This is a genomic window from Paraburkholderia sp. BL9I2N2 (genome assembly GCF_004339745.1).
In the GTDB taxonomy this organism is placed as follows: Bacteria; Pseudomonadota; Gammaproteobacteria; order Burkholderiales; family Burkholderiaceae; genus Paraburkholderia.
The window spans coordinates 1,967,060-1,988,249 of sequence record NZ_SMGP01000001.1 but is presented as its reverse complement, the minus strand read 5'-3'; the positions used below and the strand labels follow the sequence as shown (position 1 = coordinate 1,988,249).

Genomic DNA, 21,190 nt, shown 5'->3' with positions numbered 1-21,190 from the left:
CAAACCTCACATCATGCCGCCGGCGGCGGTACTTGTGCTGCCGGCGCCGGACGAAGATGAGGACGCCGCTGTGAGCGGATGGGCGAGCCCCGCCGCTGACAGGAGCGCGACGGCGGGCTGATCGGGCATGCCGTTGGTGCCGATCGCGCCCGCGGCCGCCAGCGCGTCGAGATCGCTGTCGACGCTGGCTTGCCCAACATTAAACGGCGTCGTCAGAAACGCCGGCGCCGTCAGCGTGACACCGTAGCGCTGTTGCAGATTGGTGACGACCGCCGATTGCGCAGCAAGCACATCGGCCTGATTCGCCAGCACTTGCTGGAACTGTGCGTTACTCGGGAAGCCCGCAATCAGAGCGCTCTCGGTGGTGCCGAGTTGAGAAGCGAGATAGACGAGCATCAACTCGGTCTCTGGCGTCGTATTGAAGGTGCCGCCGGCAAATGCGAGCGAATGCAGGCTCGTGCCGCCGGAGGTCACGGTAAGGATGCAGGGAAGCGCGGCGTTGAACGTGAGGGTGTAGTGCCCACCGCCGTCCGACAGGGTGGAGCCCGAACCCTGAGCACAACTGACGCTGACCGCCGCGCTGGCGAGCGCCTTGCCGGTGGCGGCCGTCCCGGATAGCGTGACGTCGGGCACGCTATTTCCGCTGACACACCCGCCGAGGCTAATGCAGGTATTTCCGCCGCACGCGACGAGCGTTGCAAGCGAAGCCACACAAATTGCAGCCACTGCCGGGCGAACGAAACACGCATAGTGAGTGTTCATGGTTGCCTGCCGTTGATAGATCGGGATCGGACAATCGGTTTCACGCAGAAGACCGGCGCTACGTTTTATTTTAGCGTCCGATGCCCCGAGGTCGTTGCAACCTCAATCAGATTCGCTGTGTTATCGGCTGGTGAACGAATACAAGGAGATCGACGCCGCTCGCGTGATCAGAGACATCGCGTCGGCGCGCTACCGCATGACAAGCCGGAAAGGACCTTCGCGACGAGGATCGCCTGGCGCAATACGCCGGCCTGATCTGATGGACTGCAATCCGAGGACGAAGGCGCGGCTCAGGACACGGCGACGGCATAAACCGCGCCGGAAGCGACCAGGTGTTCGGCAACCCGGAAGAGACCTGGGAACGATGCTAGCCGTGCGCGCGGACCCGTTTGCCCGCCGCACCGTCGTGACGGGCGGGATCGCCGTGCGAAATGCCGCGCTCCGCACGATCCGCCTCCTCGTAGCTTGCGAACAACTGGCACACGGCTCCCGCATCGAGACAGCCATGCAGCAGTTCGCGGAACCGATGGTCGCAGAAGCGCTGCGCGACATCGGCCAGCAGCCGCAGGTGCGTGCTGTTTGCCCATTCCGGGACGAGCAGGACGACCACGTCGCTCACCGGTTTGCCATCGGGGGCATCGAACGGAATCGGCTTCGCGGGACGAACGTAAAAAGCCATGGCCTGGCGCAGCAATCGTATTTGACCGTGCGGCACGGCTACGCCCTGGCCGAGGCCTGTCGAGCCTAGCGCCTCACGTGCCGTGAGCCCTGCAGCCACGCCCGTTGCCGGTAACCCATAGTGCCGTTCGAAGAAACGGCCGAACTGCGCGAAAAGTGTCTCCCGGTCAGCCACGTCCAGGCCGAGCAGAACATGATGCGGTGTAAGCAGTTGCGCAAGGGTGTCCCCTTTTTCAACCGCTTCGATGCCGTTGGCGGGCGAGTCGGCGCGCGGCAACGGCTCGCCATCCATCAAATCCCGCCATGCGTCCGTCGGCGCCTCGGGGATTTCAAGCAGCCGCCCCACCTCGGCGGCCGGCGCCAGATGCGCGAGCCGTTGAATCGCTCCGTTGACTGCGTCTTTGGGTAGGTAGAGCGATAACCGCACGCGGCCCGTTCCGTGCAGCGGCGCGACGCGAATGGTCCATTGCTGATCGCCGCAGTCTCGGATCAGCGCCTGGCGCAATGGCGTGGCGTGCTGGGCGTCCAGGGTGACCCGCATCATCACATTGCGGCCTGGCGCGGACCGCGAGCGGTCATGGGGCTGAGTTTTGCCGAGTCCAAGAAGAGTCCGTAGACCAACCAGCGCGCGACTCATGACGGCTCCTGTGCATTGTCTGTCATCAGGTTAACCAAATCGCCGTTAACTTGCTGTAAATAATCGCTGCGACGCGCAAACAGATCAGAGCATCGTGGACAGGCATCGCTTGCCGTTTCGCAAGAAGCTGCGACCGGATGCCGTGCGGCCTCGACCAAACGCGAGGTTGACGGCAACGAGCGCACGGTTATTGGTGGTCGCGCGCAGTCGGCCCACGGGTGTCCCTGCCGGAGCGACGGACCGCTTGGGGCGGTTGCCCAATGGTCCGCAGGAACGCGCGCCTCATTCGCTCCCGATCCGAGAAGCCGACTTCGTCTGCGATCACATCCAGAGATAAACGCCCTTTTTCCAGCAATAGTCTCGCGGCTTCCACTCGCAAATGTTCAACGGCTTTGGCGGGGGATTGGCCCGTTTCAGCACTGAACGCCCGACTGAACTGGCGTGGGCTGAGGCCTGCGACGTCGGCTAATTCTTCGACGGTCAAGGCATTGCGCAGATTGGCGTTCGCATGGTCGATCGCTTTCTGGATCCGGTCGGATTTAGGCTCCAGGTCGAGCAACGTGGAGAACTGCGATTGCCCGCCGGCGCGGCGATGATAAACGACGAGCTTGCGGGCGACCGCGCGTGATACGTCCTGACCATGATCCTTCTCGATCATGGCGAGCGCCATGTCGATCGTGGCTGTCATGCCTGCCGATGTCCAGATCGGTCCGTCGACGATGAAAATCTGGTCCTCTTCGACGGCTATCTCGGGAAAACGGCACTGCAGATCGTGCGCGAAGCGCCAATGTGTCGTCGCTCGTCGGCCGTCCAGCACCCCTGCTTCAGCCAGGATAAAAGCGCCTGTGCAGGGTGCCGCGATGCGCCGCGACGTGCTCAGCGCGCGCCTGACGAAGGCTGTCAATGCGGCAGAGACGATGTCGATCTCGACGCCGGAGCCAAACATGACGGTGTCGAACGCGGCGTCGCTGAATGGCTGCGTTTCTACACGGATACCTGCCGAGGACAATACAAGCCCGCCCTCTTCGGACAGAACCGTCACCTGGTATGCCTGCTCTGCGAGCACGACGTTCGCCAGTTCAAAGGCGGTGACCGCCGCGAAGCCCATTAGATAGAAATTCGGAAATACAACGAAGCCGATCGTGTGCATAGCGCGCCGAGGTCATGTCCTGAATCGCTTGTATATATGACATTTGAGACATGGTCAACGACGCTTATTCTCTACCCATACCGCTCCGGCGCAAAAAGTCGGCCGGGCGGACACCGTGATCGCGTGCCAGTCAAAGCGCGACGCGCGTCTTTGGACTCAACCTCAAACCGCTTATCGCAAGAGCTTTCGTATGGACCGCCGACTACTAATACTCGCCGTGGGCATGTTCGCAATGGGTACCGACAACTTCGTGGTTGCCGGTATTCTTCCTGGCGTCGCTGCATCGCTGAATACATCCGTCAGCCTCGCCGGGCTGATGGTCACCTTTTACGCCTTGACTTACGCGTTGGCTGCCCCGGTCATGGCGGCTTTGGCGGGCGGCTGGCCGCGCAAGCTTCTGCTGGTTTCCGCGCTCGGTATTTTCGTCGCCGGCAACATGCTCAGCGCGATCGCTACGGACTTGCACTGGGTTTTATTGAGCCGGGCTCTGTCGGGATTCGGCGCAGCTTTGTTCTCGCCTACTGCATTGGGCGTTGCCTCCGCGCTTGCCCCGCCCGAAAAACGCGGCCGAGCGTTGGCTGCGGTCACAGCCGGCTTGACGGGTGCGACCGCTCTCGGCTCGCCGATCGGCACGTTTATCGGCGGTTTCGGAAGCTGGAGAACGACTCTCTGGTTCGTCACGCTGCTCGGGGTCGTGGCGATGATCGGCGTCTGGACGATGCTGCCATCCGTTCCCCGCCCTGCATCCGTCCGGTTGCGAGAACGGCTTGCGCCGGTCCGCGATGTGCGGATCGCGCTCACCTTGCTCACTTCGCTATTCGCCTTTGGCGGGTTCCTCATGGTGTACACGTATGCGGGCGTGGTGCTGCAGCGTGTCACGCACGGCGACGGACGCATTCTCGCAGGGATGTTTTTGCTGTGGGGCGTGGCGGCGACGGCCGGGAACCTCTTATCCGGCCGCCTTGTGGACCGATTCAAGAGCCGCAACATCATCAATGCGATGCTGTGGCTTGCCATCATCAATTTTTGTGCGTTGCCGTGGACATCCGCGCATGCATTCAGCACTGCAGTTGCACTCACGATCTGGGGCATATGCGGCTGGGGGCTCATCGTCCCGCAACAACATCGGCTCGTGCAGCTCTCGCCGGGCGTGGCACCCCTGCTGCTGGCCCTCAACAATACCGCGACATACATCGGGCTTGCCTGCTCCGGCGTGCTCGGCGGTGCAGTGCTCGAGTCGATCGGCGGGCAGTACCTGAGTCTGGTTGCGGCCGCGCTGATTGCGATCGCTTTCCTGTTCGCCGAAGCCGCGCATCGTTGCATGAAACCGCCGTGCATACAGCACCGCGCGACGACCCATCGTCGCGAAACCGAGACCGTCTGATTCGCCCCGATCGTCGTCGATAACCGACGATCACGTCTTGACCACACCTGTTAAACAACATGGACAGTGACATGCAACGTCTCGACTACACCCAAGTTGCGTCAGCGCTCACTATCGCGAAGGGTTGATGAACATGTACAACCGCCGATTCCAGCAAACTATTGTATCCACCGGTTGAATCCGACCTCAAGGCAACGTGACGGTGTTTCGCCACAAGGCATAACGGATACATTTGCACGCAACGCGTCTGCGCCACTTCGGCATCGGCTATCAACTCGAAGCCAAGGGCGAGCCCGGTCCGCGACAGCGCCCGATACCACGGACAACGAAGGTGACGAATAACGAAATCACCGCGATGTTCGGCAAGACGATCCTGAACAGCGACAACTCCGAGTCGGCCAATGCCGGAAGTCTCGAATACCGGCGCGGGTTGTGGCGCTATGTGGATGTGACGGCCTCATACATCCACGAAGGAGGGAAAATCCAGTCGCGCCGCGACGGTATTGCCGCGCAATTTTGGGCGACCCGCGCTTTCTTCGACGAAGAACTCGCGCTGTCGATCGGCGTTGGGCCCTATGTCTCCATCACACAGAACGATGACCTTCCGCAAAACCGCACCGGCGACTGCCGCGTCTCGGCGCTCGTAGCCGTATCAGCGAGTTACCGGCTCGGCCAGCACTGGCTCACACGCATCACATGGAACCGCATCGTCACGCGCTACGACCGCGACACGGATCTGATCGAAGCCGGAGTGGGCTTGCGCTTTTGAGGCCTTGCCGGCCATCGCTCAAAGCAACCATGAGCCGCGTGAGAGATGTCTCGCCGAGATCTTCCGGGCAGAAACCATTGGCCTAAGGTCCTATTGCCAGGCGCCTGCCTCGCGACGATAGTTGATGAATGAGCGATCCTACAGGCCGCGCAACATGCAATGCCAGCTCACAGGACATGATTTGTGCAAGGACGATTCACGTGTGTAGGCGAGCGCCTTCCCCGGGGGGGCGCGTAATCCACACACGCAACGCGATCCGCGCACGGCCGGTCCGCTACCAACGAAGCCTTAGCGTCTCAAAGGAGCAGTTCATGACGAACGCAAAATTTCTCGTCATCGCCGCCTTGGTGGCCGTGGCGCCCGCGGCATGGGCACAGCAGGAAGCCGACACGCAAGTGACCAGAGCGCCTGGCTCGGTCACCATCAAGGGAACGAGGAGCGTGACGGCCACTGTGCAGGACATTGATCGCGAGACAAGAACTGTCCTGCTAAAGGGCAAAAACGGCAAGGTCGTCGAGGTGGAAGTCGGGGACGAGGCACGCAACTTTGACCAGCTCAAGGTTGGCGACATCGTCACAGTCGTTTATCGTGAAGCACTTAGCCTGAACCTGAAGAAAGGAGGCGACGGCATTAGTTCGGCCGAAGAGCGCCCGTCGATGGAGCGCGCACCCGCTGGCGGCAAGCCCGGCGGCACCGTAGGCCGGGAAGTGAAAATCGTGGCTAATGTCATTGCCGTCAATCCAAAAAACAGGACCGTCACGTTGAAAGGTCCAAAGGGCAACACACTAGACCTGCTGGTGCAGGACCCCGATCAGTTCGCCAACATCAAAAAGGGCGATCAGGTGGAGGCCGTGTACACCGAGGCCCTTGCGATTTCCGTGGAGCCGGCGGTCAAGAAATAGACGGCCAAAGGTTCATCACATCCTGCTCGCGCTGTTGTACCGGCCGCGGGCCGCCCCCGCCAACGCTGGCACGCGACGTTTTAGCTCTCGTCGCTACTGCAGTGTTGGCGTGCGGGCAACTGAAATCAATTCAGGTGGCGGCCGTTAGCCCACCGCGCCTCACTCCGATGCCGTTGGATGGACAAGCCAGCGCAAACCCGCGCGATGGCACGACATATGCATTGTTCCTGCAAGCGTCCGGCCGCTCGTCCAGTCCTCATCCTCTACTCACCTAAGGAGCGCATCATGAAAGCACTAACGATCATGGACCTTTCCACGTCCATTGACCTGGACCGCGAGGCGATGGCCGAAATTCACGGAGGCCGCATGAAGCTCATCGGCCAACATGCCAACGGCGCAATATTGACATCGGCCGACGGGGATCCCGTGGGCGTTTACGTCGACGGCGTGCTGCAGAATTCCGTTGGCGACGGCTATTACCACCTTTGATATGGCGAGGCGAGGCGCGCGCTCTATGGCGCGCCCCGTCTAGAATTTCAGCCTTTCCACGATCTCCTGCGAAATCAGCGTGCCGTGCAATGAAGCGCGCGGGCACTCCGCAATGGCAGTGTTCCGCTAGACCGCCGCTTCCCGATAGTTCTGGAACTTCGACATCTGCCCGATCCCTGGGTTAAAGCAGTTGCAAGGATCGAGTTGCTGATAGAACGTCGCAAGCTCGGGCTTCGCACGGTAAAGATGGCCGACGTTATGTTCCGCCGGATATTCGGCGCCGCGGCGGTCCAGCAGCGTCCACATCTTGTGTTCGACATCGAGACAGTCGTTGCCCTTCTTGACGATGTAATCCTGATGGAACACGTGGCACAGGAAGTGGCCGTAGTACAACTTGATGGCGATCGATTCCTCGATGTCGGGCGGCAGCGTCTCGATCCAGTCGCGATCGTTGCGGCGCAGTGCGATGTCGAGCGCAACGATGTCCTCTACCTCGCGGGTATGCACGGCACGATAGCGAACCGCGGCGCCGGCGGCGGCGAAGCGATGCAGGAACGCTTTCCTGCCCTCCTCATCGGTGCATTCGAAATAACCACCCGTGGAGTTCGCAAAATAGCCGGAGAGGAACGCGCGGGTTTCGTCGACGCTCTCGGCGGCGACCTTCAGCATCAGGTGATGCTCGTACTTGTCGCGGTACTGTTTCATTCGCGGCGGCAAATGGCTCGGGAACTGCCGGCTCGCGGCCTGCATGACGCGATCGGTGAAATGCGAAGGGAGAAAGCCGAGACGATCGAACAGCGCGTCGAAACGGCTCTTTAGTCCGAACAGCGCGGGGAGCCGCGACGTGCCGAGATAGTTGATCGCCAGAAAAGTATCCTTACCGTATTCTTCAGCGACGTCGAAAGCGTCTCGATGGAGATATTCGCCCGAGATCGGCAAGAATTTGAAGTCGTGCAGCGCGTGGCGGCGGATCTCGGTGAGTTCGTCGGGATAGTTCGTGCCGATATAGAACACCTTGGCGTTCTGTTCGATCGGAAACGTGTCGAGCCTCACTGCGAACACCATCAGCTTGCCAGCCGAGCCTGACGCTTCATAAAGACGCTGCGGGTCGGCATTGAAGCGCGCCGGCGTGTCGGCATCGACCTCACGCACATGGCTCGCATAACCGCGATCCGACCCGGCGCCCACGTTGTGCCGGACATCGGAATCCGAGAACTCGCCGCGCTCGAGCCGGCCAAGAATTTCCTCGGGCGTCTCACCGAGCTGAATCCCGAGATGGTTGACGAAGTGCAGCTTGCCCGTTTCATCGACCTGCGCAAATGCCGCCATTTCCGTATACGCCGGGCCACGCTGCACCAGCGCACCGCCCGAGTTGTTGCAGACACCACCAAATACCGACGCTCCGATGCAACTCGAGCCAATCACCGAGTGCGGCTCCCGGCCAAGGGGCTTCAGCGTTTTTTCCAACTGGTCGAGCGTTGCGCCGGGCAGGCAGACGACCTGCTTGCCTGCGTCGATCACAAACACCTTTTTCATACGGCTCGTGCTGACGATCACGATGTCGCGATCATAGTCGTCGCCATCGGGCGTCGAGCCGCCAGTGAGGCCCGTATTCGACGCCTGTGTGATCACGATCATGTTCGCCGCTACGCATGCCTGCAGTACTTTCCATTGCTCGACGATCGTGCCTGGCCGCACCACCGCGAGCGCCCTGCCCCCGCCAAAACGAAAGCCGGTCCGGAAGCGGCGGGTTGCGGCGTCATCGGTCAACGTATGTTTCTTGCCGACGATGCTGCGTAACTCCGCGATCAACGTGTGAGCCACGTCGGACCGGGCGGCTACCCATGGTGTGTGCGCTGCTGACATCGATTTCTCCTCGTGAGGCGTTGGGCGCGACGCGCGTCGCCTGGGTCCAGCGAATTCGGCTGCGACCTTTGAGCGCATCGGATTGACACGAAGGTTAAAATCAGTCCGGTCATTAGTCCAATATCTTGAAGTCGCTATTTGGAGACGAAAAACATATGGAATTTCGCCAATTGCGATACTTCCTCGCGGTCGCCGAACACCTGCATTTCACCGATGCCGCGACTCATCTGGGCATCGCCCAGCCACCGTTGAGCCAGCAGATCCTGAAGCTCGAACGGGAAATCGGCACGCCGCTGTTTATCCGTCATCCGCGTCGCGTCGAATTGACTGAGGCAGGACGACTCTTTCGCGAACGCGCGCGACGCATCGTCGAGGACACGCAGCAGGCGTTCGTCGAGGTGCAGAACGCGGGACGCGGAGAGACCGGGCGGCTTTCGCTCGGTTTCGCGGGTTCGACGGTGTTTCATCCTGCGGTCGCGATGACCATGCAGCGCTACCGCCATGCGTATGAGCGCGTGTCGATCAGCTGCGAGGAGAGCAACAGTTCGCTGCTGCTGGATAAAGTCGCCGAGCGGCAGATCGATGCCGCCCTGGTGCGCATGCCGCTGAACTGCCGGGAGCTGATTGTCGAACCGCTCGTCGACGAAGACATGTTAGCTGTGTTGCCGGCGAATCATCGCTTGAACCGGCGACGGCGCATCGATCTGGCGGATCTTGCAAACGATCCGTTCATCCTTTTTCCACGTCCCATTGGCCCGGATTTGTATGACTCGATCATCGGCGCCTGCCGCGAAGCCGGCTTCGCGCCTTCGATCGGCATGGAGTCGCCGCAGATCTCATCGGCGGCCAATCTCGTGGCGGCTGGATTCGGCGTTGCGGTGGTTCCCGCATCGATCCGGCAGATCCAGGTCGAAAGCGTGTCGTATCACGCGCTGCGGGGCAATCCGCTGTCGACGGGTATCGCGTTGATTCATCGGCAACGCGAAAAGTCCCCGACCGTACTGAACTTTGTGAGGATTTTGCGGCAACAACGAGTCGCCGCCCGCAAGGGGTGACGGTACGGCGCCACACGAGTTAAGAACCGCTCCGTGGCGCGAATGCCGGATCCTATATAAGGATTCCGATTCAATTCATTCGTACACTTCCGGGCCGACGCACCCGTTCGGCTACGAGCCGGACTACCGCCCTGGATGCGCGCCGGCTGGCGTCGACTGCCGGACGACGAGAACCGGGATCTGACTGTGCGTCAGGACCTTCTGGGTCTCGCTGCCGAGCAAAAATGCCCGCATGCCACTTCGACCGTGCGACGCCATGACAATGAGATCGCAGTTCTGCTCTGCTGCAACGCTGATAATCGCCTCATAAGGATGGGCGCGGCTCGTGGCAACTATATTGCACTCGACACCAGCTTGCGCAGCGGCTTTTTTGATAACTTCCAGGTAGTCGTCCGCACGCTGTCGCGCGGCCTGAATGATTCGATCCTCGTTGTCCGCGATCATCTCCGTGCCATAAGCGAGGACATGAAACTCCGGAATGACATGGAGGCCCGTGACTTTGGCTCCGCTTTCCACGGCGAGCGTGACCGTCATCTGAATGGCGGCCTCGGAAAGCGTCGAGCCGTCGGTCGGCACCAGCAGATGCTTGAACATACGTTTCTCCCCCGCGGCCCGGCCGGCTCGCGTTGAAATCCTGCGCGGCGCCTCTACCACCTGAACCCGGTGAACCTGAATCAGAGGCGGCCTCTTTGAGTATAGTCATCCTCGCCTCACAGGCACTGCGTATCGTCGAAACGAAACCTGCCCGCCTCGCCATAACCGGTCCCGAATGTTCGGTTTAAATATCGAAATACAGGTAAAACTCCCAGGGATGCGGACGCAATTTGATCGGCTCGATCTCGTGTTTGCGCTTGTAGTCGATCCAGGTCTGCAGCACGTCGTCGGTGAAAACATCGCCTTTGCGCAGGAACGCGGTGTCGTCCTCCAGCGCTGCCAGCGCCGCGTCGAGCGAGCCCGGAACCTGCCGTATGTTGCGGGCTTCTTCGGGCGAAAGGTCGTAGATGTTGCGGTCGAGCGGATCGCCCGGATCAGTCTTGTTCTCAATCCCATCGAGACCGGCCATCAGCATCGCCGCGAAAGCAAGGTACGCATTGGCCGACGGGTCCGGACAGCGAAACTCGACGCGCCGCGCATTCGGCGAAGCCGAATACATCGGGATGCGCGCCGCTGCCGAACGGTTGCGCTGCGACATCGCGAGATTGACGGGCGCCTCGTAGCCCGGCACCAGACGCTTGTATGAATTGGTGGTTGGGGCGCAAAAAGCCATCAGCGCGGGCGCGTGTTGCAGCAAGCCGCCAATGTACCAGCGGCACAGGTCGGAAGTCAGCGCCCAGCCGTTCGCGTCGTAAAAGAGATTCTCGTCGTCTTTCCACAGGCTTTGGTGACAATGCATACCGCTCGCGTTGTCGGCAAACAGCGGCTTCGGCATGAAAGTTGCCACTTTTCCATGCCGGCGCGCGACGTTCTTGCAAACGTACTTGTAGATCATCACGTTGTCGGCCATGCGCGTGAGCGTGGCAAACCGCATGTCGATTTCGTTCTGGCCGGCGGTCGCTACCTCATGGTGGTGCACTTCGATCCGCACGCCGACCTGCTGCAGTGTCAACGCGATCTCCGAGCGGATTTCCTGTAGCGTGTCGTGAGGCGGAACCGGGAAATAGCCCTCCTTGTAGCGCTGTTTATAGCCGAGATTGCCGCCACCATACGCGCCCTCGTCACGACCTGTATTCCAGTCGCCCTCGGACGACTCGACATAGTAAAAGCCGCAATGCTGGTCCTGACCGAAGCGGATCGAGTCGAAGATGAAGAACTCGAGTTCGGGTCCGACATAGCAAGTGGTCGCAATGCCGGTTTGGCGTAGATAGTTTTCCGCCTTTTTCGCCACATAGCGCGGATCGCGTGAATAGGGCTGCTGCAAAATCGGGTCGACGACGTCGCAGATGATCGACAGAGTCGGCGTGTCGCAAACCGGATCGACAAAAGCGGTCGCCGGATCGGGTCTGAGCAGCATGTCCGATTCGTGGATCTCCTGAAAGCCGCGGATCGACGAGCCGTCAAAGCCGATGCCGGCGTCGAACAGGTCCGGATGAACCTCAGGCAGTGTGATCGAGAAGTGCTGCCAGAGTCCGGGTAAGTCGGTGAACTTCAGATCGACGATCTGGATATTCTTTTGCCGCACCAGGTCGATCACATCGTTCGCGCTTGCTGGCCGATCGACGTGGAAGCGACCTGCTTCGACAGACACCGTGGGAGGCGATGCCGCAGCTTGTGGCGTGGTGGACATTGGCTTCCTCCTCTCGCGGCCCTCTGCCTTTGGTCCAACTTTAGTCTGTCCGCGAGCGAAGACAAGGCGCCTGCCCGCCTCGCTACCGGTCTTCCGTCAGCCCCTTCAGATAGGCTTCGCCGGCGTCCTGAGCCGCGGCGCGCATGGCGAATGTGTCGTCCGAAACCATCGACCGTTTGACCTTTTGTGCCCCGAAGTCGACCAGCGTAATGACCCAGACAAACTCGCCGGCCTGCTCGGCCGTTTGAACGAATGCACGGACGTCTTCGCTGTCGTTTGCTTTTGCGTTCATTGTGATCTCCTGAGAAAGAGTCGCGGAAAGAGAACGGCTCACGTGTCAGATGACTGCTCGTTTTATGGAAGTTTGCCGATAATCGCGCTGCATTCGTCCCTCGTGAACGCACGCAGCGTTTGCGTGCGGACATTGCCTGCCGACCCCAACGCGTAGCCGAATGCCGCGAAGCTTTGCTCATCCGGTGCGTCGATGACCGTGACGATGTCGTATTTGCCTACCGTCCAGTAGATCTCTTTCATTTCACAGCCAAAGGTCTTGGCCAACTCCGCCGCCTGACCGGCCCGTTGCGGGCTGTTTTTGATGTTGCGTATGCCCTGATCGGTGAATTGCGCAAGAACCACATAGGTCGCCATGACGATTCTCCTTACGATTAGTACGAATCGCGTTGTATACGCGCAAGCTCGACCGCGAACGCGACTGCGATCGTGTTGCCCGAAAGCGTTCTGCGCGTAACCTGATTCTATGCAATGGAATCGCGCGCCACTGGCTGTTTGGCTTTATGGGCAGTCGAGCGACGCGTGAGGGCGGCAGACAGGCCCATCGCCTTAGATAACAAATCCGTAATTCTTTCGTCGCTCGCTGGTCAGAATCATTTCCGCACAATCGCCTCACAGCGTCGTTCACCGGACGCTTGTCCGGAGGATATCGGGAAGACCATGATGATCAGTTCACGTTCTACCAACATGCTGCGCGACGGCCTGCGTTCGCTTTCGATTGCCGCGCTCGTCGCTTTCGCCGGCACCTGTCATGCACAGTCCGCAGTGAATGCGCAAGGTATGGCCGCGGGGGCGACGGCGCCCTCCATCGCAACGTGTGTGGCGTGCCACGGCGCCTTGGGCGCCGGCACCGCCACCGGTGGGCCGCGGCTTGCCGGCAAGAATGCGGATTATCTCGCGCATGCGTTGTCAATGTTCAAGGCGGGCACCCGTGCAAGTTCTGTCATGCAGACGGTCGCACTCAATCTTTCCGATAGCGAAATACACGAACTCGCCAACTTTTTTTCCAGGCAGAATCCACCCCTTGCCGAAGGCACGCCGCCGCAGCAGAGTCTGGTGATCGCCGGAAAGCAGCTCGCCGAGATGGGTGCGGGATCCAACGTTCCCGCCTGTTTCAGCTGTCACGGGGCCGGCGGTAAAGGTAATGGCGCGCGCTTTCCAGGCATCGCGGGTGAACCGGCGGCATTTGTCGTTGCGCGGCTACACGAATTTCAAGCTCGAGCGAAGGGGAAGCCGCCGGCGCCGGGAACAATGACAGCCGTCGCGGCGACGTTGAACGACACGCAGATCGAAGAGGCCGCGGCTTACCTTTCGGTGACCAGACCTTGAAGATCGACAGCAGGCCTGTAGCGTTCGCGAAGCAAATCCCCTACCGCAACCCGTTCCTGTTGTGTCGAGCACCTATGCGATCTACTGTGTGGAGTCACGTCGCGGTCATATCGAGTCTGGCGATGATGCTTGCCGGCTGCGCCGCGACTGGTGGCGATTCGAATCTGAGTGCAGCGGGGATCCCGCAGCTGCCTCAATCGTATCCCTGCCAGAGCTTGCATATTAAGTCGATGAGTTGCCCACCCGCATAAGGCGGCACCAACCGCGCGCCATCTCCCGGCATTGCGTCGATGCGGGCAAACGTCCGCTCACGAAGCCTTCTGACAAGCCGAACGATGGGAAGCGTCCGTTGTCATCGCGCAGTCCATTCAATGCAAGGATTCAACGCAAGGAATGGCTATCCTGCAACTCCGCCGACGTCCTGCCGCGCTCGCTTTCCTGTACACCTGCGCCCGGCTTCACGCTACCGTCGGCCTGCGGAACTTCCACCGGCTTGACCTCGACGGGGGCCACGCCATCTTTTTTCAACCCGAGCTTATCCGCAGTCTTGGGCGACAGGTCGACGATTCGACCCTTGACATAGGGACCGCGATCCCTGATTTCGACCACCTCGCTGTTACCGTTTTTCAGATTCGTGACCCGGGCCTTGGTGCCAAGCGGTAGCGTCTTGCTTGCGGCGGCATTGGATTGCGGATTCATCGGCGTACCGTCGGCCATCTCCTTCTTATAGAACTCCCGCCCGTAATACGAGGCCTTGCCCTTGCGGGACTTGCCGGAGCGATCGAGATGGCTGTGTTGAGCTGCCTTGGCGCTCGGCGTGCTCGCCGGGCTGGCATCGGCGGATACTGACTTTTGCGCCGGAAGCGCCGTGCTCAGGAAGCACGACAAGGCCACGAACAGAAGCGCTCGAGCCTTGCATAGCGGCGCGCGAGGTATCCGCCGCGTTTTCGCACGCATCAATTCAGCTTCGAGACTTGGGCCGGATAACCGGCTCTCTGTGGTATGAAGTTTGTTTTTCATTTGCGCTCCTCTTCACCGTGTGAAGGCAGCGGGCACCCACTTCAGCAAGAAAGACACGTAAATCAGGGTGTAGTCGGGCTTCTAGAAAAGCCTCTCGCGCCACGCTTAGGGGTGTCCGCATGGTTCAATCCGACGTCCGTGCGTGAACTCCACTCGCCGCCTGGCGAGTGCAGGCGCGGCTGTGCCGCCTGCCGCACACGATTGCGTTCACCGGAAACCTGCGACAATCATCGTCCACGCTCAAACATCTGTTGATTGCCTCACTTCCCGCGGATGACCCATGCCTGTTTCACAAGCAATTTCGTCGCCACGTCTATCACCCAGCAATCTGAACGAGCTGATCACCCTGCTCGACATTCAGGTATTGGGGCTTTCCGAGTGCCTGGTCAGCCAGGGATTCATGCTGGAACTGGATGGCCACGACGCGCCCGGCATCCACTACATCCTCTCGGGCGTGGGGCGCCTGCACATCGCAGGCGCCGAGACCGTGCCGCTCAAACCTCACACGCTGCTGATCGTGCCGCCGCGTCATTCACTGAAGCTCGAGGTCCCGGCAAACCAGGCGGGTATCGCGCCGACCGTGGTGCCTGGACGCGAGCACAAACAGGTCGTCGATTCGATCAGTCGCTTCCGCGCGGGGAATGCCGAACCGATGACCGTCATGATCTGCGGCTATTTCAAGGCGTCTTTCGGCGCGTCGATCAATCTGTTCGGGACGTTGTCGACGCCAATCGTCGAGCAGTTCGAAGCTTCCGACCGGCTCGACGTTTATCTGCGCACGGCGTTCGATGAACTCGTCGCGCAGGAGATCGGCGCCGGCGCAATGTCGGGCGCGTTGCTCAAACAGGTGATCGTCGCGCTCGTGCGCCGGTCGCTGAAATCCAACGCACTGTGGATGGAGCGATTCGCGCTGCTCGGCGATCCGCAAATCGCGCGCGCCTTCGCCGACATGGTGGCCCGCCCCGGTGCGCAGCACACCGTCGCCAGTCTTGCGGATGCAGCGATCCTCAGCCGCTCGGCGTTCATGGCGCGCTTTTCGGCCGCGCTCGGCCAGTCACCGATGCAGGTGCTGCGCGACATCCGCATGCGCCAGGCGGCCGCCCAGTTGCGCGCCGGCGACCTGTCGCTGGATCAGGTAGCACGGCACGCCGGGTATGCGAGCCGCGGCGCGTTCGTGCGCGCGTTTCGCGAGGTGTTCGATACGGGCCCCGCCGAATACCGTGAGGGACCCGCAAAGGGCTGATCGCCAGGATTTCGTGCGTCGTTTGCCGGACCCTGCATTCCTGACTCGCACGCTCTTGCGCCCTGGCCGGCGCGTTGCACCGGCATGTCAACGCCGAGGCAACGCGCCGGTTTCGTTTTTAAAGCGATCGCGCCTTCACGTGCATCCACGGACTTTTGCGTCTGTTCTCAGGATTTTTTGTTCGACCTGCACGCCTAGAATTTTCATCAATGCAGCCGAGAACGCACGCCGATATTTCGATGCAGACGCACCCTTCTCCCGATCATCCGAAACAGGAGCACGACCATGACCCGCATCGCCCTCCCTGCCAACGACGCTATCCCGGCCGCTTCGCAGCCGGTCATTGATGCAATGACGAAGCAACTGAAGATGACGCCCAACCTCTTTCGCATCATGGCCCTTAGCCCAAACGCACTGAACGGTTGGGCCGCCCTGCAAGGCGCGCTTGCGAAGACGCTCGATGCGAAAACTGCGCGACGGCATCGCGCTCGCCGTGTCCCAGGTCAACGGCTGTCAGTACTGTCTGTCGGCGCATAGCTATGTCGCGAGCAACATGGCGCATATCGACGACGAAGAGATTCGCCTGAACCGGCTCGGCAAATCGCATACGCCCAAAACCGCCGCGGCCGTCGCCTTCGCGAAGGCGCTGATGGAAACCCGCGGCAAAGTCACAGAAGACGATCTGCACGTCGTGCGCGAAGCCGGCTTCAGCGAAGCGAACATCGTCGAAATCATCGCGCTCGCCGCGCAATTCATGCTGACGAATTTCGTCAACAACGCCTTCGATACCGAGGTCGATTTTCCGGTCGTCGAAACCGAAGTCGTGTAACGACTGCGCGCTGCCACGTCCTCAAACAAGGAGATCGATCATGTCTCGCCATACTGCTGAAAAACGCGCGGCGTTTCGCGCGTTGCACAAAGACGGATGCTTCGTGTTGCCGAATCCGTGGGACGTGGGCAGCGCGCGTTATCTGGCGTCGGCCGGCTTCAAGGCGATTGCCACGACCAGCTCCGGCTTCGCATGGTCGACCGGCCGGCCGGACAACGGCGTGTCACGCGATGCGATCCTCGCGCACCTTCGCGAGATGGTCGGTGCTACAGATCTGCCGGTCAACGCCGACTTCGAGAACGGCTTCGGTGACGATCCCACCGAGGTGGCGCATAGCGTCCGGATGGCGGTCGATACCGGCATCGCGGGGCTGTCGATCGAAGACTCGACGGGTGATCCGAAGTCGCCGCTGTTTCCGCTCGATGTCGCCGTCAAACGTCTCGCCGCGGCAAGACGCGCGATCGACGAGACAGGCGGTGACACGCTGCTCGTCGGCCGTGCTGAGAATTTCTTTGTCGGTGTGCCCGATCTCGAAGACGTAGTTGCGCGCTTACGAGCCTATGCGCAAGCCGGCGCCGACTGTCTGTACGCGCCGGGCATCCAGACGCGCGAGCAGATCGAAGCGGTGCTCGCCGCGGTCAGCCCGAAGCCCGTCAATCTGTTGATCGGCGGACCCTCCGCGTTTACGCTGGGCGAACTGGCGAGGCTCGGCGTGCGGCGCGTGAGCGTGGGCGGCGCACTCGCACGCGCGGCATGGGGCGGGCTGGTGACTAGCGTTCAGTCGCTTGCGGACGGCCGCTTCGATCGCTTGCCGAAGGAGCCGTCGGGCGCGTGGTTGAACAATATGTTTCAGGATGTGGCGTAGCGTCTTCTTCATCGAATAACCCCTTCTACATGGAGCGAACCATGAGCCGTGAAATCATTCGTGTCGAACCGCTTTCGAGCTGGCTCGAGCGCTGGAAAGCGCCGACTTCCGCTGTCACCCGCCATGGCGACACGATCTACGTGTCCGGGTTTCCGCCGTTCGATCCGAGCACCGGCGAAGTAATGGACGCACCGATCGAACTGCAGACGGAACGGGTATTGGAACAACTGAAACTGTGCGTCGAGACGGCGGGTTCATCGCTCGATCAGGTGCTCAAGTGCAACGTGTATTGCACATCGGTTGAAGCGTTTCCTGCCGTCAACGCGATCTATGCGCGCTTCTTCGGACCGAACCCGCCGGCGAGGATTTTCATCAATGTGCCGGCGTGGCCAGGACACTTCGACATCGAGATCGATTGCGTCGCGGCGATCGACAACAGCCGCACCTCAGTGTCCGGATGATGACGGTCGCAGGGCGACTCGTTGCCGTTCTTTGACATCAAATGCATGAGCGGCCGAAAGCCGGCGCTGCTTCGCGCCGGCCTTAACCGGGCCGCTATCGGTCGGTCTATCAGTCGATCTGCTGGATACCGGCCAGCCGCCACGCCTGGTCGCCCTGCGTCTGTTTGACCAGGTTCCAGATTTCCTGGAACGGCTGCGCGGTCTGTGCATCGTCTTCCCGGATCTGACCGTAAAAGCGAACGCTGACGAGCGTTTCATCCGCATTGCTTTCGGTGCCCAGTACCTCGGCATCGAGTTGCGGCACGTCCGTATGGCTCGGCTCGCGGCCCCGCGCTTCCAGATCCTGCTTGAGCCGCGCGAACATCTCCGGCGTCGTCAACTCGAACAGGTCGCCTTGTTCGTTCCTGTCCCACGCACCCTGGAGACGCATGAACATCGCCTTCGCCGAGACGAGAAATGCCGCCTGATCTGGTCCGAGCGACAGCTCAGGCGCCTTCATGCCGTTCGCTGCTCCGGTCGAACCCATCGCTGCGCGCGGCCAGCCCCGAAAAGTCGCTTCAGGCCGCGATTGCCCCATCTGGTTCAGGAATGTTGAACCGCCCGTTTGCTGCCGGTTCGCGGCACCGTGTCCATAAGCAAGATCCGGACGGCGCCGGTTGGCGATAAAGCGGAACAGCAGCACGCCCGCGAGAATCACCGCTCCGATCAGCAGCGCATTCGACAGCATTTGCGCGAGCCCCTCGCCAAGACCAAACGACGACAACAGCGCTGCAATGCCAAGCCCGGCGGCGAGCCCCGCGAGCGGACCCATCCAGCGGTTGCCCGCGGCGGCGGCCGGCGTCTGTGCGGCCTGCGCCGGTTGAGCTTGCTGGCTCCGTTGTGTTTGCCCGGACGGCGACGCCGTTTGCGACTGACGCCCGATGCTTTGGCTCCCGCCCACGCGCTTCGCTTCGGCATCGTTCGAAGCCACGGCGCCGAGAGCAAGGAGCCCCGCCAGTCCGAGCGCCGCCGTCCCGCGCGTCACCGAGCCGGCAACCCGTCGAAGTTGATTGATGATCTGCGTGTACATAAAAACCTCTTTGGTGAGTCAGGGGACTGCCCGCTTCGCGCGCCTTTTCATCGCGCGGAAAACATTACGAACAGTAATATTATTGAGTGGTCAAACTTGCTGGTGATTGCGCCTGAAAGCCATGTTGGGCAACCTGAAGACTGTTGCCGTGAATGTAGTGCTCCAACTGCCTGATCGTGTCTTCCTGCTCGGCAATCTGATTCTTGATCAGGTCGCCGATTGACACCATGCCGACCACCTGCCCCGCGGTAATCACAGGCAGATAACGGATCCGGAGCTCCGTCATGAGCGCCATGCATTCCTCGGTGGTCTGCTCCGGGCTGACATAGCGCACGGCCGTCGACATGATGTCGCGCACCGGCGTATTCCTTGACGAGCGGTCCATCAGCACGATTTTTCGCGCGTAATCGCGCTCCGTGACGATGCCGGCCACGCGTCCTTCGTGGACGACGATGAGCGCGCCCACCTGCCGGTAAGCCATGATCGCGATCGCGTCGTAAACCGCGGCGGATGCCTGGGTCGACCATACTGTCTGGGATGCCTTTGAACGCAGGAATTGCGCAACCGATGCCATCTGCCACCTCCGTCAGGTACCGTTAGCCGCCCCGCATGAACTCATGGGCGAGACCTCAATCTACCTGAACGCGAGATAACGTAAAATGCGTATTTTCAATGCTGACACTTCGAGAAAACCGTAGCATTGCGTAATCGACGGAGAGATCGTGAACTTTAAGCATCTGCATTACTTCTGGGTCGCAGCGCACGCGGGCGGCATCGTTCGGGCGGGCGAGCAGTTGCACATCTCGCCGCAAACGCTCAGCGGGCAGATCAAGCTGCTCGAAGAGGCGCTGGATAAAAAGCTGTTCAGGAAAAGCGGCCGCACCCTCGAACTGACCGACGCGGGCCGCCTCGCGCTCGATTACGCCGACGAAATATTCTCGCTAGGCTCTGAGCTCGAAAGCGCCGTGCGGCGCGAGAACGAAGCGGGCCCGCAAACGCGGTTTCGCGTCGGAATCGCGGATTCGGTGCCGAAGGCGATCGCGTACCGGCTGCTGGAACCCGCGCTGAGCGCGTCCGTGTCGCTGCGCATGATCTGCCACGAGGGCAAGCTGCATGCGCTGCTCGCGCAACTGGCCCTGCACCGCCTCGACCTGATCATCGCGGACGCCCCCATTCCCGCAGACGTCAACATCAAGGCGTTCAATCACCGGCTCGGCCGCTCGACGCTCAGTTGCTTCGGCGCGGAAGCGCTGATCCAGAGCTGCAGAAAGCGCTTCCCGTTGTCGCTCGGTCAGTTGCCGGTGTTGCTGCCCGGTACGGAATCGGCGGTGCGTCGCAAGCTGGATCATTGGCTGGCGTCCCATGCCATTTCGCCGCGCATCGTCGGCGAGTTCGACGACGGGGCCATGACCATGGCGTTCGCCCGTGAAGGCCGCGGCTTGCTGTTCGCGCCCACCGTGCTGGAAAGCCAGCTACAGGCCGAACACAAGCTGACGACGGTCGGCCAGATCAATTCCATCGTCGAAGAATTCTTTGCGATCTCGATCGAGCGCCGCATCAGCCATCCGGCTGTCGCGATGATTCTGGACGCGGCGCGTAGCGAGCTGTTCAATGTCTAGCGGAGCATGCTTGCGAAGATGCCATTACAATCCAGCACTTCGTCCGACCATCGTGATTCGCGCCATGAAATACCTTCTTGCATCGACATTCGCGGCGCTCATCGCGGCCGCCAGCACGGCCGCGACAGCCCAGACAGCCGGAAGCAGCGACACACCCAAGCTGCAGTGCGCGATTGGGTATGTCACCGGCATCGGCGGATCGGCGCAGAGTTTTCGTGAATACCTGGCGACCCCCAACCGGGACCGATATCGCTTCCTTGCGGACAACCCGATTCAATGCAAGGTTTCCGACGAGGGCCGCGCGTCCGGTTGTACCGGCCTCACGAGCCTGCGGAATGAAAAGGTCAGCGTGTACGACGATGTCGACAATGAGACGATGTCCGTCGTCGCACGCGTGGAACTCGAACACGGGACCTATCCGGTGATCATCGTCGTGCGTAGGCAGGACGTGAAGTGCGAGGAGTGAATGCCCTCACGTCCCGGTCGAC

Annotated in this window: 22 protein-coding genes and 1 pseudogene; 12 read left to right on the top strand and 11 right to left on the bottom strand. The window is 61.0% G+C overall.

Features of this window, described 5'->3' with window-relative positions:
* Positions 1–6: 6 nt before the first annotated feature.
* The 3 genes from B0G74_RS09285 to B0G74_RS09275 all read right to left on the bottom strand — a co-directional run bounded on the left by B0G74_RS09285 (position 7) and on the right by B0G74_RS09275 (position 3,227).
* Positions 7–762, bottom strand: coding sequence for a hypothetical protein (locus B0G74_RS09285; RefSeq protein WP_132374526.1), 756 nt, complete (start codon positions 760–762; stop codon positions 7–9).
* A 367-nt stretch (positions 763–1,129) separates the two neighbouring features.
* On the bottom strand, positions 1,130–2,077 hold the full coding sequence (locus B0G74_RS09280; protein ID WP_132374525.1) for a PTS sugar transporter subunit IIA: 948 nt from the start codon (positions 2,075–2,077) through the stop codon (positions 1,130–1,132).
* 187 nt (positions 2,078–2,264) lie between these two features.
* Entirely contained in the window at positions 2,265–3,227 is a 963-nt protein-coding gene (locus B0G74_RS09275) for a GlxA family transcriptional regulator (protein ID WP_132374524.1), read from the bottom strand.
* Between the two features lie 190 nt (positions 3,228–3,417).
* Between B0G74_RS09275 and B0G74_RS09270 the strand changes: the two genes are divergently transcribed.
* The 4 genes from B0G74_RS09270 to B0G74_RS09255 all read left to right on the top strand — a co-directional run bounded on the left by B0G74_RS09270 (position 3,418) and on the right by B0G74_RS09255 (position 6,771).
* Positions 3,418–4,611 carry an MFS transporter gene (locus tag B0G74_RS09270; protein ID WP_132374523.1) on the top strand — a complete coding sequence of 398 codons (1,194 nt, stop codon included), beginning with the start codon at positions 3,418–3,420 and terminating at the stop codon, positions 4,609–4,611.
* 331 nt (positions 4,612–4,942) lie between these two features.
* On the top strand, positions 4,943–5,380 hold the full coding sequence (locus B0G74_RS09265) for a hypothetical protein (RefSeq protein WP_243658155.1): 438 nt from the start codon (positions 4,943–4,945) through the stop codon (positions 5,378–5,380).
* A gap of 311 nt (positions 5,381–5,691) precedes the next feature.
* On the top strand, positions 5,692–6,282 hold the full coding sequence (locus B0G74_RS09260; RefSeq protein WP_132374522.1) for a hypothetical protein: 591 nt from the start codon (positions 5,692–5,694) through the stop codon (positions 6,280–6,282).
* A 285-nt stretch (positions 6,283–6,567) separates the two neighbouring features.
* Positions 6,568–6,771: a hypothetical protein gene (locus B0G74_RS09255; RefSeq protein WP_132374521.1), complete on the top strand. Its 204-nt coding sequence runs from the start codon at positions 6,568–6,570 to the stop codon at positions 6,769–6,771.
* A gap of 126 nt (positions 6,772–6,897) precedes the next feature.
* Here B0G74_RS09255 and dld read toward each other — a convergent pair whose 3' ends face one another.
* Positions 6,898–8,637 carry a D-lactate dehydrogenase gene (gene dld, locus B0G74_RS09250; RefSeq protein ID WP_132374520.1) on the bottom strand — a complete coding sequence of 580 codons (1,740 nt, stop codon included), beginning with the start codon at positions 8,635–8,637 and terminating at the stop codon, positions 6,898–6,900.
* Positions 8,638–8,792: 155 nt separating this feature from the next.
* Here dld and B0G74_RS09245 point away from each other — a divergent pair, with 155 nt between their 5' ends.
* Positions 8,793–9,692, top strand: a complete 900-nt coding sequence (locus tag B0G74_RS09245) for a LysR family transcriptional regulator (protein ID WP_132374519.1) — start codon at positions 8,793–8,795, stop codon at positions 9,690–9,692.
* A gap of 123 nt (positions 9,693–9,815) precedes the next feature.
* Here the strand turns inward: B0G74_RS09245 and B0G74_RS09240 are convergent, their stop codons facing one another.
* From B0G74_RS09240 to B0G74_RS09225, 4 genes are all read right to left on the bottom strand, one after another.
* Positions 9,816–10,286 (bottom strand): universal stress protein, encoded by a 471-nt coding sequence (locus B0G74_RS09240; RefSeq protein ID WP_132374518.1) that lies wholly within the window; start codon positions 10,284–10,286, stop codon positions 9,816–9,818.
* A 184-nt stretch (positions 10,287–10,470) separates the two neighbouring features.
* The gene (glnA, locus tag B0G74_RS09235) at positions 10,471–11,976 is read right to left on the bottom strand and encodes a type I glutamate--ammonia ligase (RefSeq protein ID WP_132374517.1); all 1,506 of its coding nucleotides are present in this window, start codon (positions 11,974–11,976) and stop codon (positions 10,471–10,473) included.
* Positions 11,977–12,058: 82 nt separating this feature from the next.
* Positions 12,059–12,268 carry a hypothetical protein gene (locus tag B0G74_RS09230; protein ID WP_132374516.1) on the bottom strand — a complete coding sequence of 70 codons (210 nt, stop codon included), beginning with the start codon at positions 12,266–12,268 and terminating at the stop codon, positions 12,059–12,061.
* 62 nt (positions 12,269–12,330) lie between these two features.
* Positions 12,331–12,624, bottom strand: coding sequence for a GYD domain-containing protein (locus tag B0G74_RS09225; protein ID WP_132374515.1), 294 nt, complete (start codon positions 12,622–12,624; stop codon positions 12,331–12,333).
* 114 nt (positions 12,625–12,738) lie between these two features.
* Here B0G74_RS09225 and B0G74_RS09220 point away from each other — a divergent pair, with 114 nt between their 5' ends.
* Positions 12,739–13,596 carry a c-type cytochrome gene (locus B0G74_RS09220; RefSeq protein ID WP_243658154.1) on the top strand — a complete coding sequence of 286 codons (858 nt, stop codon included), beginning with the start codon at positions 12,739–12,741 and terminating at the stop codon, positions 13,594–13,596.
* Positions 13,597–13,977: 381 nt separating this feature from the next.
* On the opposite strand, the gene B0G74_RS09215 is transcribed toward B0G74_RS09220, so the two are convergent.
* Positions 13,978–14,616 (bottom strand): septal ring lytic transglycosylase RlpA family protein, encoded by a 639-nt coding sequence (locus tag B0G74_RS09215; RefSeq protein ID WP_243658153.1) that lies wholly within the window; start codon positions 14,614–14,616, stop codon positions 13,978–13,980.
* Between the two features lie 280 nt (positions 14,617–14,896).
* Between B0G74_RS09215 and B0G74_RS09210 the strand changes: the two genes are divergently transcribed.
* The 4 genes and pseudogenes from B0G74_RS09210 (at position 14,897) to B0G74_RS09195 (ending at position 18,014) form a co-directional block, all read left to right on the top strand.
* Positions 14,897–15,859, top strand: coding sequence for an AraC family transcriptional regulator (locus B0G74_RS09210; protein ID WP_132374514.1), 963 nt, complete (start codon positions 14,897–14,899; stop codon positions 15,857–15,859).
* A 285-nt stretch (positions 15,860–16,144) separates the two neighbouring features.
* Positions 16,145–16,688 (top strand): annotated as a pseudogene (locus B0G74_RS09205) (peroxidase-related enzyme).
* A gap of 40 nt (positions 16,689–16,728) precedes the next feature.
* Positions 16,729–17,553, top strand: coding sequence for an isocitrate lyase/phosphoenolpyruvate mutase family protein (locus B0G74_RS09200; protein ID WP_132374513.1), 825 nt, complete (start codon positions 16,729–16,731; stop codon positions 17,551–17,553).
* A gap of 41 nt (positions 17,554–17,594) precedes the next feature.
* Entirely contained in the window at positions 17,595–18,014 is a 420-nt protein-coding gene (locus B0G74_RS09195) for a RidA family protein (protein WP_132374512.1), read from the top strand.
* 109 nt (positions 18,015–18,123) lie between these two features.
* On the opposite strand, the gene B0G74_RS09190 is transcribed toward B0G74_RS09195, so the two are convergent.
* Positions 18,124–19,083 (bottom strand): TIM44-like domain-containing protein, encoded by a 960-nt coding sequence (locus B0G74_RS09190; RefSeq protein WP_132374511.1) that lies wholly within the window; start codon positions 19,081–19,083, stop codon positions 18,124–18,126.
* Positions 19,084–19,162: 79 nt separating this feature from the next.
* The gene (locus B0G74_RS09185) at positions 19,163–19,657 is read right to left on the bottom strand and encodes a CBS domain-containing protein (protein WP_132374510.1); all 495 of its coding nucleotides are present in this window, start codon (positions 19,655–19,657) and stop codon (positions 19,163–19,165) included.
* Positions 19,658–19,805: 148 nt separating this feature from the next.
* On the opposite strand from B0G74_RS09185, the gene nhaR reads away from it, so the two are divergent.
* Together nhaR and B0G74_RS09175 are read left to right on the top strand one after the other, a co-directional pair.
* Entirely contained in the window at positions 19,806–20,702 is an 897-nt protein-coding gene (gene nhaR / locus B0G74_RS09180) for a transcriptional activator NhaR (RefSeq protein ID WP_132374509.1), read from the top strand.
* 64 nt (positions 20,703–20,766) lie between these two features.
* The gene (locus B0G74_RS09175; RefSeq protein ID WP_132376896.1) at positions 20,767–21,168 is read left to right on the top strand and encodes a hypothetical protein; all 402 of its coding nucleotides are present in this window, start codon (positions 20,767–20,769) and stop codon (positions 21,166–21,168) included.
* Positions 21,169–21,190 lie beyond the last annotated feature (22 nt).

Bases quoted from the DNA above. Each gene is read 5' to 3' on its own strand.
- B0G74_RS09285 (WP_132374526.1), bottom strand. From the start codon at position 762: ATGAACACTCACTATGCGTGTTTCGTTCGCCCGGCAGTGGCTGCAATT.
- B0G74_RS09280 (WP_132374525.1), bottom strand. From the start codon at position 2,077: ATGAGTCGCGCGCTGGTTGGTCTACGGACTCTTCTTGGACTCGGCAAA.
- B0G74_RS09275 (WP_132374524.1), bottom strand. From the start codon at position 3,227: ATGCACACGATCGGCTTCGTTGTATTTCCGAATTTCTATCTAATGGGC.
- B0G74_RS09270 (WP_132374523.1), top strand. From the start codon at position 3,418: ATGGACCGCCGACTACTAATACTCGCCGTGGGCATGTTCGCAATGGGT.
- B0G74_RS09260 (WP_132374522.1), top strand. From the start codon at position 5,692: ATGACGAACGCAAAATTTCTCGTCATCGCCGCCTTGGTGGCCGTGGCG.
- B0G74_RS09255 (WP_132374521.1), top strand. From the start codon at position 6,568: ATGAAAGCACTAACGATCATGGACCTTTCCACGTCCATTGACCTGGAC.
- dld (WP_132374520.1), bottom strand. From the start codon at position 8,637: ATGTCAGCAGCGCACACACCATGGGTAGCCGCCCGGTCCGACGTGGCT.
- B0G74_RS09245 (WP_132374519.1), top strand. From the start codon at position 8,793: ATGGAATTTCGCCAATTGCGATACTTCCTCGCGGTCGCCGAACACCTG.
- B0G74_RS09240 (WP_132374518.1), bottom strand. From the start codon at position 10,286: ATGTTCAAGCATCTGCTGGTGCCGACCGACGGCTCGACGCTTTCCGAG.
- glnA (WP_132374517.1), bottom strand. From the start codon at position 11,976: ATGTCCACCACGCCACAAGCTGCGGCATCGCCTCCCACGGTGTCTGTC.
- B0G74_RS09230 (WP_132374516.1), bottom strand. From the start codon at position 12,268: ATGAACGCAAAAGCAAACGACAGCGAAGACGTCCGTGCATTCGTTCAA.
- B0G74_RS09225 (WP_132374515.1), bottom strand. From the start codon at position 12,624: ATGGCGACCTATGTGGTTCTTGCGCAATTCACCGATCAGGGCATACGC.
- B0G74_RS09220 (WP_243658154.1), top strand. From the start codon at position 12,739: ATGGAATCGCGCGCCACTGGCTGTTTGGCTTTATGGGCAGTCGAGCGA.
- B0G74_RS09215 (WP_243658153.1), bottom strand. From the start codon at position 14,616: ATGAAAAACAAACTTCATACCACAGAGAGCCGGTTATCCGGCCCAAGT.
- B0G74_RS09210 (WP_132374514.1), top strand. From the start codon at position 14,897: ATGCCTGTTTCACAAGCAATTTCGTCGCCACGTCTATCACCCAGCAAT.
- B0G74_RS09200 (WP_132374513.1), top strand. From the start codon at position 16,729: ATGTCTCGCCATACTGCTGAAAAACGCGCGGCGTTTCGCGCGTTGCAC.
- B0G74_RS09195 (WP_132374512.1), top strand. From the start codon at position 17,595: ATGAGCCGTGAAATCATTCGTGTCGAACCGCTTTCGAGCTGGCTCGAG.
- B0G74_RS09190 (WP_132374511.1), bottom strand. From the start codon at position 19,083: ATGTACACGCAGATCATCAATCAACTTCGACGGGTTGCCGGCTCGGTG.
- B0G74_RS09185 (WP_132374510.1), bottom strand. From the start codon at position 19,657: ATGGCATCGGTTGCGCAATTCCTGCGTTCAAAGGCATCCCAGACAGTA.
- B0G74_RS09175 (WP_132376896.1), top strand. From the start codon at position 20,767: ATGAAATACCTTCTTGCATCGACATTCGCGGCGCTCATCGCGGCCGCC.